At 72.8% G+C, this 15,316-nt stretch carries 15 protein-coding genes; 4 read left to right on the forward strand and 11 right to left on the reverse strand.

From position 1 onward, the window contains the following. Position 1 precedes the first annotated feature (1 nt). From AC1VM9_RS19200 to AC1VM9_RS19220, 5 genes are all read right to left on the reverse strand, one after another. Complete coding sequence (locus AC1VM9_RS19200; RefSeq protein ID WP_481346628.1) at positions 2 to 829, reverse strand: TrmH family RNA methyltransferase; 828 nt, start codon at positions 827 to 829, stop codon at positions 2 to 4. 37 nt (positions 830 to 866) lie between these two features. Beyond that, positions 867 to 1,253 (reverse strand): 50S ribosomal protein L20, encoded by a 387-nt coding sequence (rplT, locus tag AC1VM9_RS19205; RefSeq protein WP_481341076.1) that lies wholly within the window; start codon positions 1,251 to 1,253, stop codon positions 867 to 869. A gap of 91 nt (positions 1,254 to 1,344) precedes the next feature. Continuing rightward, entirely contained in the window at positions 1,345 to 1,539 is a 195-nt protein-coding gene (rpmI, locus tag AC1VM9_RS19210; protein WP_481341077.1) for a 50S ribosomal protein L35, read from the reverse strand. Positions 1,540 to 1,635: 96 nt separating this feature from the next. Then, positions 1,636 to 2,253 carry a translation initiation factor IF-3 gene (gene infC / locus AC1VM9_RS19215; protein ID WP_481341078.1) on the reverse strand — a complete coding sequence of 206 codons (618 nt, stop codon included), beginning with the start codon at positions 2,251 to 2,253 and terminating at the stop codon, positions 1,636 to 1,638. 332 nt (positions 2,254 to 2,585) lie between these two features. Further along, a complete protein-coding gene (locus tag AC1VM9_RS19220) occupies positions 2,586 to 3,908 on the reverse strand; it encodes an MFS transporter (protein WP_481347065.1) in 1,323 nt (440 codons plus the stop codon). 144 nt (positions 3,909 to 4,052) lie between these two features. Between AC1VM9_RS19220 and AC1VM9_RS19225 the strand changes: the two genes are divergently transcribed. After that, positions 4,053 to 6,128, forward strand: a complete 2,076-nt coding sequence (locus AC1VM9_RS19225; protein WP_481347064.1) for an elongation factor G-like protein EF-G2 — start codon at positions 4,053 to 4,055, stop codon at positions 6,126 to 6,128. 164 nt (positions 6,129 to 6,292) lie between these two features. Next, positions 6,293 to 8,698 (forward strand): ATP-binding cassette domain-containing protein, encoded by a 2,406-nt coding sequence (locus AC1VM9_RS19230; RefSeq protein ID WP_481347063.1) that lies wholly within the window; start codon positions 6,293 to 6,295, stop codon positions 8,696 to 8,698. 122 nt (positions 8,699 to 8,820) lie between these two features. On the opposite strand, the gene AC1VM9_RS19235 is transcribed toward AC1VM9_RS19230, so the two are convergent. Then, positions 8,821 to 9,108: a hypothetical protein gene (locus tag AC1VM9_RS19235; RefSeq protein ID WP_483123732.1), complete on the reverse strand. Its 288-nt coding sequence runs from the start codon at positions 9,106 to 9,108 to the stop codon at positions 8,821 to 8,823. A gap of 81 nt (positions 9,109 to 9,189) precedes the next feature. Here AC1VM9_RS19235 and AC1VM9_RS19240 point away from each other — a divergent pair, with 81 nt between their 5' ends. Next, entirely contained in the window at positions 9,190 to 10,068 is an 879-nt protein-coding gene (locus AC1VM9_RS19240; protein ID WP_481341083.1) for a LysR family transcriptional regulator, read from the forward strand. A 64-nt stretch (positions 10,069 to 10,132) separates the two neighbouring features. Here AC1VM9_RS19240 and AC1VM9_RS19245 read toward each other — a convergent pair whose 3' ends face one another. Both AC1VM9_RS19245 and AC1VM9_RS19250 read right to left on the reverse strand, forming a co-directional pair. Continuing rightward, positions 10,133 to 11,191 (reverse strand): NADP-dependent oxidoreductase, encoded by a 1,059-nt coding sequence (locus tag AC1VM9_RS19245; RefSeq protein ID WP_481341095.1) that lies wholly within the window; start codon positions 11,189 to 11,191, stop codon positions 10,133 to 10,135. A gap of 99 nt (positions 11,192 to 11,290) precedes the next feature. Then, on the reverse strand, positions 11,291 to 11,719 hold the full coding sequence (locus AC1VM9_RS19250; protein ID WP_481341084.1) for an organic hydroperoxide resistance protein: 429 nt from the start codon (positions 11,717 to 11,719) through the stop codon (positions 11,291 to 11,293). A 60-nt stretch (positions 11,720 to 11,779) separates the two neighbouring features. Here AC1VM9_RS19250 and AC1VM9_RS19255 point away from each other — a divergent pair, with 60 nt between their 5' ends. Continuing rightward, positions 11,780 to 12,250 carry a MarR family winged helix-turn-helix transcriptional regulator gene (locus AC1VM9_RS19255; protein WP_481341085.1) on the forward strand — a complete coding sequence of 157 codons (471 nt, stop codon included), beginning with the start codon at positions 11,780 to 11,782 and terminating at the stop codon, positions 12,248 to 12,250. 54 nt (positions 12,251 to 12,304) lie between these two features. Here AC1VM9_RS19255 and AC1VM9_RS19260 read toward each other — a convergent pair whose 3' ends face one another. From AC1VM9_RS19260 to priA, 3 genes are all read right to left on the reverse strand, one after another. Beyond that, on the reverse strand, positions 12,305 to 13,591 hold the full coding sequence (locus AC1VM9_RS19260) for a DUF445 domain-containing protein (RefSeq protein WP_483123733.1): 1,287 nt from the start codon (positions 13,589 to 13,591) through the stop codon (positions 12,305 to 12,307). 117 nt (positions 13,592 to 13,708) lie between these two features. Then, positions 13,709 to 14,494 carry an SseB family protein gene (locus AC1VM9_RS19265; protein ID WP_481341087.1) on the reverse strand — a complete coding sequence of 262 codons (786 nt, stop codon included), beginning with the start codon at positions 14,492 to 14,494 and terminating at the stop codon, positions 13,709 to 13,711. Further along, a complete protein-coding gene (priA, locus tag AC1VM9_RS19270; protein ID WP_481347552.1) occupies positions 14,491 to 15,255 on the reverse strand; it encodes a bifunctional 1-(5-phosphoribosyl)-5-((5-phosphoribosylamino)methylideneamino)imidazole-4-carboxamide isomerase/phosphoribosylanthranilate isomerase PriA in 765 nt (254 codons plus the stop codon). Before priA ends, AC1VM9_RS19265 begins: the two co-directional genes overlap by 4 nt. Positions 15,256 to 15,316 lie beyond the last annotated feature (61 nt).

Genomic DNA, 15,316 nt, shown 5'->3' on the forward strand with positions numbered 1-15,316 from the left:
GTCACGGGCGGCGCACCGGTGCCGGGTCAGCGACCTGGCGTCGGGCCTCGGCCGACGCGTAGAGGCACACCGTGGCAGCCATCGCGAGGTTGAGCGACTCGGCCGCACCGTAGATCGGCACGCGGACGACGTCGTCGCAGGCGTCGCGAACCTCGGCCGGCAGGCCCCAGGCCTCGTTGCCCATGACCCAGGCGTGGGTGCGGCGCAGGTCGGCGTCGTGCAGCAGCGTCGGGCCGACACCGTCCGCGGCGAGCAGCGCCACCCCGCGGGCGCGCAGCTCCGAGATGACCTCGGTCACCGGCACCCCGACCACGACGGGCAGGTGCCACAGCGAGCCGACGGTCGAACGGACCACCTTGGCGTTGTAGACGTCGACGCTCGCGTCGCTGACGACGACGGCGTGCGCGCCGGCCGCGTCCGCCCCGCGGATGACGGTGCCGGCGTTGCCGGGGTCGCGCACGTTGGTCAGGACGCAGACGAAACCGCCGTCGGGGACGCGGCCCAGCGCGTCGGACAGCGGCACGTCGACGGTCCGGCACACGGCGGCGAGGCCCTGCGGGGACTCGGTGTCCCCCATGGCGGCGAGCACCTCCGGGCTGACCTCGTGCACCCGGACCTGTGCGGCGCGCGCGGCTTCGACGATGGCCCCGTGGCGGTCGGCGGCCTCCGGTGTCACGTAGACGTCGCGGACGGTGTCCGGGCGGTGGTTGACCGCCTCGCGGACCGCCTGGGGGCCCTCGGCGAGGAACTGGCCGGTGCGCTCACGGACCGAGCGCCGGGACAGCGCCCGCACCGCCTTGACCCGATCGGATCGGGGGTTGGTCAGCACGGGGTGTCCCGGCGCTCGGGTGCGCTGCGGGGGACGCTCAGGCGGCGTCGCCGGCCTTGTCGGCCGCGGCGGGGACGTTGGCCCGCGAGAGCTCGACGAGGGCGGTGAAGGCCGGCGCGTCGTTGACGGCGAGGTCGGCGAGGATCTTGCGGTCGACCTCGACCCCGGCGGCCTTGAGGCCCTGCATGAACCGGTTGTAGGTCATGCCGTTGGCGCGGGCCGCGGCGTTGATGCGCTGGATCCAGAGGCGACGGAAGTCACCCTTCTTGGCGCGACGGTCACGGTAGGCGTAGCCCAGCGAGTGGGTGACCTGCTCCTTGGCCTTGCGGTAGAGACGCGACCGCTGACCGCGGTAGCCGCTCGCGCGCTCGAGAACGACGCGACGCTTCTTCTGGGCGTTGACCGCCCGCTTCACGCGTGCCACGTGAACACTCCTTCTTTACTTGAACACACTTCGGTGTTGCTGGCGTGACCGAGACGACCCGGCTGCTCAGCTGATGCTGTGGGGTCCCGGCTCACTTGCCGAGGAGCTTCTTGACCTTCTTGGCGTCGGGAGCGGCGACCTCGACGTCGCCGGCGATGCGGCGGGTGTAGCGCGAGGACTTGCGCTCGAGCAGGTGACGGCCGCCGGCCTGCTCACGCATGACCTTGCCCTTGCCGGTCAGGCGGAAACGCTTCTTCGCACCGCTGTGCGTCTTCATCTTCGGCATGGTGGCCGATCTCCTTCGTGTTGCGTGCGTACGTGAGGCGTACGTCGTCCGTGGTGCGGCGGGCTCGGGGAGCCCGCCGGGAGTCCGGACCGCCGGTCACTCGGCGGCGGCGGTCTCGCTGGTCTGCTCGCTGGTCTGCTCGGTCGTCTGCGCGGCGGGTGCCTCCGGCGCGGCCGTGGCGGCCTCGCCCTCGGCGGGGGTACCGGCCCGGTCCCGGGCTCGTCGCTGCTCGGCGCGGGCCTCGGCCTTCTTCTTCGTCGGTCCGATCACCATGATCATGTTGCGGCCGTCCTGCTTCGGCGCCGACTCGACGTAGCCGAGCTCGGCGATGTCGTCGGCGAGACGCTCGAGCAGGCGGCGGCCGAGCTCGGGGCGCGACTGCTCGCGACCGCGGAACATGATCGTCACCTTGACCTTGTCGCCGGCCTTGAGGAACCGCTCGACGTGGCCCTTCTTGGTGCCGTAGTCGTGCGGGTCGATCTTCGGACGGAGCTTGATCTCCTTGATGACCGTGTTGACCTGGTTCTTGCGGGCTTCCCGTGCCTTCATGGCGGCTTCGTACTTGAACTTGCCGAAGTCCATGAGCTTGGCGACCGGCGGCTTGGCCATGGGGGCCACCTCGACGAGGTCGAGGTTCGCCTCCTCGGCCAGACGCAGCGCGTCCTCGACGCGCACGATGCCGACCTGCTCACCGTTGGGGCCAACCAGACGCACTTCCGGGACCCGGATGCGCTCGTTGATGCGAGGCTCGCTGATGTGGTGCTCCTAAGTTCGATGACTGGTGTGACCTGCGGGAACTGCTCTGCTGGTGCCTGACCCGGAACGAGAAAAGGCTCCTCGTGGGTGCACGAGGAGCCCTGGGTCACGCGGGCGGTGCCGTCACCGGCACCGCACACGGCTCGCCGGTGCCGACCGCACAGCCGTGCGGCGACGCTCCGTCGAGCGGACCTGGGACCCGGCGACCTGCTGGTCGTCGCGGGTGGAAGCGAGCTTCTCTTGCACGTCGTCCCCGCTCCGGCCCGGAGGCGCGAGGCGTGGACGACTGGTCAGTGCTCAAGGGTAGCAGCCGGGACGCCCGGTACCGAATCGACGCCGGGCGCGACCGCGGCGCGGGGGCCCGCACCACCGCGCCGACCCCTGGCGCGTCCGCGGGGCGCGAGGGCCCCGGCGAGGGCGACGACGACGCCGATGGCCGACACCGACAGGAACCCCCACTGCCAGCCTGCCCGGTCGATGGCGAATCCGGCGATGGGCGCACCGAGCGCGGAGCCGGCCGTCATGGCCGAGCCGTGCCACCCCATCATCTCCCCGCGGTGCCGCTCGGGCACGAGGCGGCTCAGCTGCTCGACGGTCGCGGTGATGGTGGGCGCGCAGAGGACACCGCACACCGTGACGAGGACGGCGAAGGCCGGGACCCCGGCGGCGAGGGCGACCGGCGCCGTGGTGGCCGCGAGGCCCGCGAGCAGCCAGAACACCGAGACCGACCGGTGCCAGGCGCCGTAGACGAGGCCACCGACGAGCGACCCGAGACCCCACAGCGCCAGGACCCAGCCGATGGACGCGGTCGAGCCGAACGTGCGCAGGGCGGCGACGACCGACACGTCCGTGCCGGAGAGCACGAGCGTCGAGCACGCGGCAGCGAGCAGGACGGCGGCGACGGGCAGCGTCACGAAACCGGGCAGCCCGAGCCGTCCGACGGAGGCGCGCCCGCCCGCCTTGGGCACGCCGGCGTCACCCGCCGCCCGGGCTTCGTCGTCGGCGCGGTGGGCCTCGGCCGGGCCCGTCGGCGTCGACGTCAGGGGCGGGTTGACGAGCCACAGGACGAGCCCGGCGGCGACCGAGGCCATCTCGCAGACGAAGAGCGCCCACCCGGTGTCCCACGACGTGGCGAGCCAGACGCCGATGGCCGGGCCCGCCATGAAGGACAGCTCGGTGGCCGACGAGTCGAGCGACAGGGCGGTGCGGCGCTGGTCGCTCGGCACCGACCGGATGATGACCTGGCGGAGGATGGAGAACGTCGGCACGACGAACAGCCCGGCGAGCGCGGCGAGGCCCACCAGCGGGGCGTAGTCCACCCAGGGCGCGATCGACCAGCAGACGACCTGGACGACCAGCGAGGGGCCGACGGTGCGACGCAGGCCGATCCGGTCGAGCAGGCGACCGCGCCACGGGCCCGAGACCGCGACGGCGACCGTGGAGGCGGCCGAGACCAGCCCGGCCGCGCCGTAGCTGCGCCCCAGGCTCGTGACGACGTGCAGCGTGAGGATGACGGCGCCGGCCCACATCGGCACGCGGATGAGGAAGCCGAGCAGCAGCGCGCGTCGGGTGTCGCGGTCGGCGAGCACCGGCCCGTACTTCCGGAGGTCCATGTGGCCAAGACAACCACCCGCCGCCGACAGCTCGCACCCGGGTTTCGCCGGGTCGTCGGGCAGCGGCCAGGCGGCGGCCAGGCGGCGGCCATGCAGGGGTGGTGATGCCTTGTGGCGGCTGGGCAAGAGCGGAAAGGTGGGGTCATGGCAAAGACGCCCGGCAGATCAGACCTCCCTGCGGCCCCCAGCCCCGCCTCGCCGCAGGACATCCGCAACGTCGTCCTCGTCGGCCCCGGCGGCGCCGGCAAGACGGCCCTCTTCGAGGCCCTGCTCGCGGCCCGCGTGCCGGGCCAGCGCACCGGTGGCCCGGGCCCTACCGACCACGTGCGCACGACGACGTTGACCGCAGCCTCCTTCGACAGCGGCGGCGTCGTCCTCAACCTCCTCGACACCCCCGGCTACCCCGACTTCGTCGGCGAGCTGCGGGCCGGGCTCCGGGCGGCCGACGCAGCGGTCTTCGTCGTCTCGGGCGCCGACGACATCGACCGCCCCGTCGCACTGCTCTGGCGCGAGTGCGCGGCCGTCGGGATGCCGCGGGCCGTCGTCGTCACCCACCTCGACCAGCCACGCGCCGAGTTCGCGGCGACCGTCGAGACGTGCCGTCGCACCTTCGGGGACGCGCGGGCCACGCACTGGCCGGTCCTGCAGGACGGCGCGGTGACGGGGGTCGTCGGACTGCTCACCGGCGAGACGTCGGCCGAGCACGAGGACGCCCGCAGCGCGCTCATCGAGTCGGTCATCGAGGAGTCCGAGGACGCGACGCTGCTCGACCGCTACCTCGAGGGCGAGCCCCTCGACACGGCCTCCCTGCTGGCGGACCTGCGCACCGCCATCGAGCTCGGCTCGTTCTTCCCGATCCTGCCGGTCTCGCCGCTGACCGGCGCCGGTGTCGAGGAGCTGCTCGGGGTCATCGAGGGCGCCTTCCCCGACCCGACCGTGCACCCGCTGCCGATGGTGACCACCCCCGCCGGCGGCCACGTCTCGGGGGTCGTGTGCGACCCCGACGCGCCCCTCGTCGCCGAGGTCGTCCGCACGACGACCGACCCGTACGTCGGGCGCCTGTCGCTGGTGCGCGTGTTCTCCGGCACGCTGCGCGTCGACGACACCGTCCACGTCTCCGGCCACCTCGGCGACTTCGTCGGGCACGACGTCGCCGGCCACCCGGCCCATGACGACGACGAGCGCGTCGGGCCCCTCGCCTCACCCTTCGGCGACGCGCACCGACCCCGCGGCAACGCCGTGGCCGGCGACCTCGTCCTCGTCTCGAAGCTGACGCGGGCCGAGACCTCCGACACCCTGTCCTCCCCCGACCGGCCGGCCGTCGTCGCCCCGTGGCTGCTGCCCGAGCCGCAGCTGCCGGTCGCCATCCACGCCGCGACGAAGTCCGACGAGGACAAGCTCGCCGGCGCACTGCAGCGGATCGTCGCCGAGGACGTCACGGTGCGGCTCGACCACTCGGTCGAGACGGACCAGGTCGTGCTCTGGACGATGGGCCAGGCCCATGTCGACGACCTCATCGGGCGGCTGTCCGACCGGTACGGGGTGACCGTGGAGGCCGAGCCGTACCGCACCGCCCTGCGCGAGACCTTCGTGCGGTCCTGCTCGGTGCAGGGCCGGCACGTCAAGCAGTCCGGGGGCCACGGCCAGTACGCGGTGTGCTCGATCCAGATCGAGCCGCTGCCCCGCGGCGCGGGGTTCGAGTTCGTCGACAAGGTCGTCGGCGGCGCCGTGCCGCGGCAGTTCATCCCGTCGGTGGAGAAGGGCGCCCGGCTCCAGCTCGAGAAGGGGTTGCTGACGGGCCACCCGGTCGTCGACGTGCGGGTCACCCTCGTCGACGGCAAGGCGCACTCGGTCGACTCCTCCGACGTCGCCTTCCAGACCGCGGCCGCCCTGGCGCTCAAGGAGGCCGCCAACGAGTCGACGATGGCCCTGCTCGAGCCGATCGACCGCGTCGACATCACGATCGCCGACGAGTACCTCGGCGCCGTCATGTCCGACCTGCGCGGCCGGCGTGGCCAGGTGCTCGGCACCGAGCCGGCCGACGGCATCGACGACGGCGGCGGGTGGACGGTCGTCCATGCCGAGGTCCCCGCGGCGGAGCTGTCCCGCTATCCCATCGACCTGCGGTCGGTCTCGCACGGCACCGGGTCGTTCACGCGCGAGCCGGTCCGGCACGACCTGCTACCCGCGGACAAGGCCAAGGAACTGCTCCGAGGCTGAGGCGTCGGTCAGGAATCGAGAAGCGCCACAGGTTCGCCCGCACCTAGCGTGGACGGCGCCGGGTGGCCCGCGACCGCGCGCCGCCTCGCCCGGCACGGCGCCGCGCGACGTACGCTCGGGCCGGACGACGACGACGCACACTGCCGGCAGGACGGGGAGACACGATGGCCACAGGCACGACGACGACCGACGCGCGCACGAGACCGGCTGGTGCACCGAGCCGCCCGGCCGCCCACGCGGCCGACCGCCACGACCTCATCCGGGTGCAGGGTGCGCGGGAGAACAACCTCAAGGGCATCGACGTCGAGATCCCGAAGCGTCGCCTCACCGTCTTCACCGGAGTGTCCGGCTCGGGCAAGAGCTCGCTCGTCTTCAGCACGATCGCCGCCGAGTCGCAGCGCATGATCAACGAGACCTACAGCACCTTCGTCCAGGGCTTCATGCCCTCGCTCGCGCGACCCGAGGTCGACGTCATCGAGGGGATCACGACGGCGATCCTCGTCGACCAGGAGCGGATGGGCGCCAACGTCCGCTCGACGGTCGGCACCGCCACCGACGCCAACGCGATGCTCCGGGTGCTCTTCAGCCGCATCGGCGAGCCGTTCGTCGGACCGCCGACCGCCTTCGCCTTCAACGTCCCCACCCGCAAGGCGAGCGGCATCATGACCTCCGACACCGGAGAGAAGCGCGTGGCCCGCAACGTCGTCTACCTCGGCGGCATGTGCCCGGCCTGTGAAGGGCGCGGCAGCATCTCCGACCTCGACCTCGGCGCGATCGTCGACGAGAGCAGATCGCTCGTCGACGGTGCGATCCTCGTGCCCGGGTACACCGCCGACGGCTGGATGGTGGCGGCGTTCAAGGCCGCGGTGCCACCGGACGTGCCGATCAGGGACTTCACGCCCGAGCAGCGCCAGGACTTCCTCTACGGCGAGCCGCGCAAGGTGAAGGTCGAGAAGATCAACGTCACCTACGAGGGCCTGATCCCGAAGATCCGCAAGTCGATGTTCAGCAAGGACGTCGACTCGCTGCAGCCGCACATCCGTGCCTTTGTCGAGCGCGCAGCGGTCTTCGCTCCCTGCCCCGCCTGCGAGGGAACCCGGCTCAACGAGGCGGCGCGGTCCTCGAAGATCAACGGCAGCAGCATCGCCGACGTGTGCGCGATGCAGATCACCGACGCCGCCGAGTGGGTGCGCGGCATCCGGGACCGGTCGGTCGCCCCGCTCGTCGGCAACCTGCTGCACCTGTTCGACTCGTTCGTCGAGATCGGGCTGGGCTACCTGTCCCTCGACCGTCCGGCCGGCACGCTCTCGGGCGGGGAGGCCCAGCGCACCAAGATGATCCGTCACCTGGGGTCGGCGCTCACCGACGTGACGTACGTCTTCGACGAGCCGACCATCGGCCTGCACCCGCACGACATCCAGCGGATGAACAGGCTGCTGCTCGAGCTGCGCGACAAGGGCAACACGGTGCTCGTCGTCGAGCACAAGCCCGAGACCATCGTCATCGCCGACCACGTCGTCGACCTCGGCCCGGGGGCCGGCACCGCCGGCGGCACGGTCTGCTTCGAGGGCGACGTCGCGGGGCTGGAGGCCTCCGACACCCTCACCGGTCGACACCTGCACTACCGGGCCTCGCTCAAGGACCGGGTGCGGACGGCTCGGGGCGCCATCGAGATCCGCGGAGCGTCCTCGCACAACCTGCAGGACGTCGACGTCGACGTGCCGCTCGGGGTGCTCTGCGTCGTCACCGGTGTCGCCGGCTCGGGCAAGAGCTCGCTCATCCACGGCTCGCTCGCCGGCCACGAGGACGTCGTCGTCATCGACCAGGGCGCCATCAAGGGCTCCCGCCGCAGCAACCCGGCGACGTACACGGGGCTGCTCGAGCCCATCCGCAAGGCGTTCGCGAAGGCCAACGGCGTCAAGCCGGCTCTCTTCAGCGCGAACTCCGAAGGCGCCTGCGAGAGCTGCAACGGCAACGGCATGATCTACACCGAGCTCGGGTTCATGGAGACCGTGGCGACGTTGTGCGAGGAGTGCGGCGGCAAGCGGTTCCAGGCCTCGGTCCTCGAGCTGAGGTTCGGTGGCCTGAACATCGCCGAGGTGCTCGAGCTGCCGGTGGCCGAGGCTCACGCGTTCTTCGCGTCCGGGGAGGCGAGGACGCCGGTCGCGGCGTCGATCCTGCAGCGGATGGAGGACGTCGGCCTCGGCTACCTCAAGCTCGGGCAGCCCCTCAACACCCTCTCGGGCGGCGAGCGCCAGCGGCTCAAGCTGGCGATGCGCATGGGCGAGAAGGGCGGCGTCTACGTCCTCGACGAACCGACCACCGGACTGCACCTCGCCGACGTCGACAACCTGCTGCGGCTGCTCGACCGGCTCGTCGACTCCGGCAAGTCGGTCATCGTCATCGAGCACCACCAGGCCGTCATGGCGCACGCGGACTGGGTCATCGACCTGGGGCCGGGCGCGGGGCACGACGGCGGACGCGTCGTCTTCGAGGGGACGCCGGCGGCCCTCGTCGCCGGGCGGGCGACCCTCACCGGACAGCACCTCGCCGAGTACGTCCGCGCCTGAGGCGTCGCGCACACGGCAACGGCCGGCCGGGCGGGTGCCCGGTCGGCCGTTTCCGTCGTGCTGCGACGACGCAGTGGGTGACGTCGGCTGGTGATGCCAGCCGGTGCCGTCGACTGGTGGTGTCAGCTGGCCCGTGCGTGCGATGCAGGGGTGGGAGTCACCGGCGCAGCAGGGCGGCCGCGTCGAGCGGCGAGGTCGACGGGCGGCGCGACGGGCCGGCCGCCGCGCGCGGGCCGCGGCGTGAGGCGCTCCGGGTCGGCCTGGGCCACGGCCTGGATCCCGGCGGCGATGCGGTCGAGGTCACGGTCACGCGCGCCGAGGCGGCTTGCGCTGCCGGCGAGGTGGCCGCGCCGAGCGGAGGCGGCCAGCGCTCGGAGGGAGTCGAGGGAGAGAAGGCGTGTCGTCGTCATGACTCCATGATGCAACGTTGCACCATTCAGCACAAGCGATGCTTTCTTCACAACCATTAAGCCCTACTGTAGTATTGGGTCATGCTCGACACGCACCGCCTCCGCGTCTTCCGCTCCGTAATGGCCAGCGGTTCCATCCAGGCCGCCGCGGACAACCTCGGCTACACCCCGTCGGCCATCAGCCAGCAGATCTCGGCCCTCGCCCGGGAGACCGGGCTGACGCTCTTCGAGCGCGAGGGACGCGGCCTGGCCCCCACGGCCGCGGCTCGCGCGCTCGTGGCGAACACCAACGAGCTCATGGGGCAGCTGAGCCGCCTCGACGGCGTCGTGAGCGACCTGCGCGAGGGGCGCTCCGGGCGGCTCACCATCGGCTACTTTGCCTCCGCGGGCGCCGAGTGGATGCCGACCCTGGCCCGGCGCCTCACGACCGAGCTGCCCGACCTCACCCTCGAGCTCGTCCTGACCGAGTTCCCCGAGCACGTCGGTGTGACGCTCGACCTCGACATCGTCATCGACACCCCGGGAGCCCAGGACCCTCCGGGCTCGCGGCGCGTACCCCTCGCCGTCGACCCGTACGTCGTCATCCTGCCGGCCGACCACCCGCTCGCCGGCGAGGACGAGGTGGGCCTGGCCCAGCTCGCCGGTGACAGCTGGATCCGCAACGACCTACCGAACACCGCGTGCTCGCGGATCTTCGCGGCGGCGTGCGAGTCCGCCGGCTTCCAGCCGCACTTCGCCGTGCAGGCCCAGGACCACTACACGGCCATCGCCTTCGTCAAGGCCGGCGTCGGCGTCACCGCGGTACCGCAGCTGGCGGCCCACGTCATCCCGTCCGGTGTACGGGTGCTGCCCCTGACCGCACCGACTCCGGTGCGCCACATCGCGGCCGTCGTGCGCGACCCTGCGGGCAACAGCGCCGCGCAGCGCGCGGTCGAGCTGCTGCAGGAGCTCATCGGCTGACCCCGCCTGGCGACGGCTCGGTGCGTGCCGCCTGTGCCCCCGTCGCCCCGATGCCCAGCTCGCCTCAGAGGCGAACGAGCATCTTGCCGGTGTTCTCCCCGCGCAGGACGCCGAGGAAGGCGTCGACGGCGTGCTCGATGCCGTCGACGAACGTCTCGCGCGTGGTCAGGGTGCCGTCGGCGATCCAGCCCGCGGCTCGTTGTGCGTACTCGCCGGCGAGGTCCCAGTGGTCACCGACGAGGAAGCCGGTGATCGTGCCACGCGTCTGGATGAGCCGGGACAGGTTGCGGGGTCCGGGCTGCGGCTCGGTGGCGTTGTAGACCGAGATGGCCCCGCAGATCGCGATGCGACCGCCGCGGGAGAGCGAGCCGATGGCGGCCTCGAGGTGGTCGCCGCCGACGTTGTCGAAGTACACGTCGACGCCGTCCGGCGCTGCCTCGCGGAGCATCGTCGACACCTTCCCGGCGCGGTAGTCGAAGGCGGCGTCGAAGTGCAGGTCCTCGAGCACGTGGCGGACCTTCTCGGGGCCGCCGGCGCTGCCGACGACCCGCGACGCGCCGAGCGCCTTGGCGACCTGCCCTGCCACGCTGCCCACGGCTCCGGCGGCGCCGGAGACGAAGACGACGTCGCCCGGGCGCACCTGTGCCACGCGGGTGAGGCCGGCGTAGGCGGTGAGCCCGGTCATGCCGAGCACGCCGAGGTAGGCCGACGCCGGGGCGATCGTCGTGTCGACGACGCGAACGGCGGACGCGTCGAGCACCGACACCTCGCGCCAGCCCAGGCCGTGCAGGACGTGGTCGCCGACGGCGACCCCGTCGGCCCGCGACTCCTCGACGACGCCGACGGCTCCCCCGTGCATCGCCTCACCGAGGGCATAGGGCTCGGCGTAGGACTTGGCATCGCTCATCCTGCCGCGCATGTAGGGGTCGACCGACATGACGACGTTGCGCACCCGAACCTGACCCTCGCGCACCTCGGGCACGTCGCTCGCGACGAGCTCGAAGTCCTCCTGCCGCGGCCAGCCGACCGGGCGTGACACGAGGCGCACCTCGCGAGGCGGTGCGGTCGTGGCGCTGGTCGTGGCGGTGGGGGTGGCGGGGGACGTGGTGGTGGGGGCGGGCATGGCGGGGGTCGCAGGCGTGCTGTCGGTCATCGGATCTCCTTGGCGGGCAGGTGTTCTCGGGCAGGAATGGGACGTCGGGACAAGACCGGACGGAGCCGCTCAGGCGACCCGCAGCTCGACGGGGATGTTCCCGCGCGTCGCGTTGCTGTACGGGCACACCTGGTGCGCGCGCTCGACGAGCTCGCGGGCGAGGTCCCCGTCGAGGCCGTCCGGCAGCTCGACCTCGAGGACGACGGCGAGCCCGAAGCCCTGGCCCGGCGTGCCGCTCAGGCTGACGTCGGCCGTCACCGCTGCGTCGAAGCCCTCGACGCGACGCTGCCGCGCCACGAGCGCCAGGGCGCTGGCGAAGCAGGCGGCATAGCCGGCCGCGAAGAGCTGCTCGGGGTTGGTGCCCTGTCCGCTGCCGCCGAGCTCCTTCGGTGCCGCGAGCGCCACGTCGAGGCGGCCGTCGGAGGTGACGGCGCGCCCCTCGCGTCCGGACGCGGTGGCGGAGGCGACGTAGCGGGCCTGGTGGGCGGTGGAGGTCATCATCCATCCTTCATATCGTGGTCAACTCTATTGTGCGCAATTGAATAGTAGACTGAAACCATGGCACGCACCACTTCGGCCCCGGACCTTCGCCTCGAGCAGCAGATCTGCTACGCCATGCACACGACCGTGCGCGCCTTCGACGCCGTCTACCGGGACCTCCTCGCCGAGCACGGCCTGTCCTACCCGCAGTACATCGCCCTCATGGCCCTCGGCGAGCACGGACCGGTGACGGTCGGCGACCTCGGCCGCCTCCTGCGCCTCGACTCCGGCACGCTGTCCCCCCTCCTCAAGCGGATGCAGTCGGCCGGGCTCGTGGCGCGCGCGCGGGACCCCGAGGACGAGCGACGCGTCGTCGTGCGCCTCACCGGAGCGGGGCGCGAGCGCCTCGACGCCCTCGTCGGCCTGCCGACGACGATCGCCGAGCGCAGCGGTCTGAGCCGCGCGGAGCTGCGTGAGCTGCACCGGGTGCTGCGGACGGTCTCCGAGCGCCTCGACGCCGTGGCGGCGGGGGCGGCCCGGCAGGCGTAGCAGGGAGCAGGCCCAGACCGCCGCGACCGTCCACGGGGGCGTGTGGCGAGGCGGTCAGGGCACGAGGAGCGAGACGGCGTGGATGAGCATGCCGATGAGGCCGCCGACCAGGGTGCCGTTGATCCGGATGAACTGGAGGTCGCGTCCCACCTGGAGCTCGACCCGCTCGGCGGTCTCCTTGCCGTCCCACCGGTCAATGGTGTGGCTGATGACCTGGGTCACCTCGGTGCCGTACCGCTCGACGGCGTAGACCGTGGCGTCGCAGATGCGGGCGTCGATCCGGTCGCGGATGGCCCTGTCGGCGAGGAGCCGCTCGGCGAGGCCGGTGACCTCCTTGACGGCGCGGGTGCGGACCGGGCCGTCCACGTCCTCGAGGGCCGACACGACGACCGACCGCAGCGAGGCCCACAGCGCCATCGCGGTGTCGGGCACCTGCGGGTGCGACAGGAGCCGCTCCTTGAGCCGCTCGGCCTTGGCCTGCGTCACCGGGTCGTGCTGGAGGTCGTCGGCGAGGTCGACGAGCAGCTTGTCCAGGGCCAGTCGGACGTCGTGGCGCGGGTCGTTGCGGATGTCGGCCAGCCACTTGAGCGCCTCGACGTGGACCTTGCGGGCGACGATGTCGTTGATGGCGTCGGGGACCCACGACGGCGCGCGCTGGGTGATGAGCGCCTCGAAGAGGTCCTCGTTGTCGACGAGCCAGGCCCGCAGCTCGTCGAGGACGAGGTCGACGAGCGCGACGTGCGCCTCGTCCCGCACGACCTGGTCGAGCAGGCCACCGGCCAGCGAGCTGACCGGTTCCTGCTTGAGCCGCGGCAGCACGGCCAGCTCGATGACGGCCCGGACGTCCTCGTCGGGAATCCGGTGCAGCGCGTGGACCGTGACGGTGGCCACCTCGTCGACGAGACGCCTGGCGTGGCCGGGACCGAGCACCCACTCCGCGGCGCGACGCGTCGGCTCGGCGTCGAGGACCCGCTCGCGGATGATGTCCTCGCGCATGAAGTTCTCGCTGACGAACTCCTCGAGGCTGCGCCCGATCATCTCCTTCTTGCGCGGGATGAGGGCCGTGTGCGGGATCGGCAGCCCGAGCGGGTGGCGGAAGAGCGCCGTGACCGCGAACCAGTCCGCGCACGCACCGACCATGGAGGCCTCGGCGCCCGCGTTGACGAACCCGAGGACACCGTCGGCCTGCCCGCGGGTGAGCAGGTAGACGACCGCCGCGAGGCCGAGCAGGCCCGTGGCCAGCACCCTCATCCGGCGCAGGTCGTGGCGGCGCTGGGCGTCGAGGGCCGGGTCGGCGATGAAGCCGAGGGGTCCGCTCGCGCCGCCTGGTCCTCCGGGCACCGACGCTCCCTTCGTCACTGACTGCATGTCGCTCGTCCTACCCGACGAACGCGCGAGCCCCCGCCGACGCTCCCGACACCCGTGACGCTGCCCGGTGACCGGCCGCCGACGCGTCGCTCAGCCCGCGGGCTCGAGCGCGAACGTCAGGGCATCGATCCTCGCACGCGTCTCGCCGTCGGTCGCGATGCGCTCGCCGATGCGCGTCGCGACGGCACCGACCTCGTCGGCCCCGAGACCCGCGCGCAGGGCCAGGACGACCCTCAGGACGCCCGCACCTGCGGGCTCCCCCGCTTCGAGGCGGTGTGCGGCGACGTCAGGCTCGCCCGCGACCGCCGCCTCGACCGCGGCGGCGACGTGGGGGTCGGCGTGGCTCGGTACCCACGGCCGCTGCTGTGCCAACGCCCAGAGCATGCTCGGACGCAGGACCGTGGCGTGCGGGCTGGCGACGTCGACGACGAGGACCTGGCACTCCTCGGAGATCGCGGCCTGTGCCGCGGACGAGGCCGGGACGGGCACCGGTCGGGCGGCGGCGTCCCACTCGGAGAGGCTGGCGAGCGAGGAGAAGACGGGCAGCGCGCGCGAGCCGTCCGGGGCCGTCAGCGTGACGGCGGCCATGTCGCTGCGGGTGTCGGTGGCGTGCTCGCCCGTCTCGTCGACCTCGGTCGCCACCGCGACGACGGGCACGAGCCACCGCGCCGCGGCGACGGCTGCGACGAGCGCCTGCTCGGCCTGCGGCGTCGGTGCCGTCCGTGCGGCCTCGACGGCCGCGAGGAGCGCGGCATCGGCCGCGCCGGTGTCACCGGCGAACCCGTGGCTGGGGATCGACTTGCCCTCCCACGCCTGCCCGGCTGAGTCGGACGGCCGTCCCGCGGCGTCGTGGAAGGCAGCGGGGGGCCGGCTCACGGGCGGGCCTCGGGCCGGCCCGCGACGTCGAGCGCCTCCGGGAGGGTGAAGGCGCCCCGGTAGAGCGCCGACCCGATGATCGCGCCCTCGACGCCGACGTCGACGAGGGCGCGGATGGCCGCGACGTCGTCCAGGGTCGAGACGCCGCCGCTCGCGACGACGGGTCGGTCGGTGCGCCCGCACACCTCGCGGAGCAGGTCGGTGTTCGGGCCCTGGAGCATGCCGTCCTTCTGCACGTCGGTGACGACGTACCGCGCGCAGCCTTCTCGGTCGAGCCGGTCGAGGACGTCCCACAGGTCGCCGCCGTCGCGGGTCCAGCCGCGCGCGGCCAGGGTCGTGCCCCGCACGTCGAGCCCGATCGCGACACGGTCGCCGTGCTCGGCGATGACCGAGGCCGTCCACTCGGGGTCCTCGAGGGCGGCGGTGCCGATGTTGACGCGCCGGCATCCCGTGGCGAGGGCCGCCTCGAGGGAGGGCGTGTCGCGGATGCCACCGGACAGCTCCACCCGCAGGTCGAGGCGACCGACGATCGAGGCGATGAGGTCGCGGTTGCTGCCGCGCCCGAAGGCGGCGTCGAGGTCGACGAGGTGGATCCACTCGGCGCCCTGGTCCTGCCAGGCCTTCGCGGCCTCCCACGGGTCACCGAACTGGCCGCCGGTGCCGGCGACGCCCTGGACGAGCTGGACGGCCTGACCGCCCGCGATGTCGACCGCGGGCAGCAGCTCGAGGCGCGGCTGGTCGTTCTGGGGTGACTGGGTCACGGCTGGGATCTCCTCGGCGTCGTGCGGGGGTGGCGGGCTGCTGCTCGGCAGCGGGGCCCGG

This window comes from Monashia sp. HAY1-11D, from assembly GCF_056868035.1.

Excerpts from the sequence above, each read along its gene's own strand:
- rpmI (WP_481341077.1), bottom strand. The coding sequence starts at position 1,539 with ATGCCGAAGATGAAGACGCACAGCGGTGCGAAGAAGCGTTTCCGCCTG.
- AC1VM9_RS19220 (WP_481347065.1), bottom strand. The coding sequence starts at position 3,908 with ATGGACCTCCGGAAGTACGGGCCGGTGCTCGCCGACCGCGACACCCGA.
- AC1VM9_RS19225 (WP_481347064.1), top strand. The coding sequence starts at position 4,053 with ATGGCAAAGACGCCCGGCAGATCAGACCTCCCTGCGGCCCCCAGCCCC.
- AC1VM9_RS19230 (WP_481347063.1), top strand. The coding sequence starts at position 6,293 with ATGGCCACAGGCACGACGACGACCGACGCGCGCACGAGACCGGCTGGT.
- AC1VM9_RS19235 (WP_483123732.1), bottom strand. The coding sequence starts at position 9,108 with ATGACGACGACACGCCTTCTCTCCCTCGACTCCCTCCGAGCGCTGGCC.
- AC1VM9_RS19240 (WP_481341083.1), top strand. The coding sequence starts at position 9,190 with ATGCTCGACACGCACCGCCTCCGCGTCTTCCGCTCCGTAATGGCCAGC.
- AC1VM9_RS19245 (WP_481341095.1), bottom strand. The coding sequence starts at position 11,191 with ATGCCCGCCCCCACCACCACGTCCCCCGCCACCCCCACCGCCACGACC.
- AC1VM9_RS19250 (WP_481341084.1), bottom strand. The coding sequence starts at position 11,719 with ATGACCTCCACCGCCCACCAGGCCCGCTACGTCGCCTCCGCCACCGCG.
- AC1VM9_RS19255 (WP_481341085.1), top strand. The coding sequence starts at position 11,780 with ATGGCACGCACCACTTCGGCCCCGGACCTTCGCCTCGAGCAGCAGATC.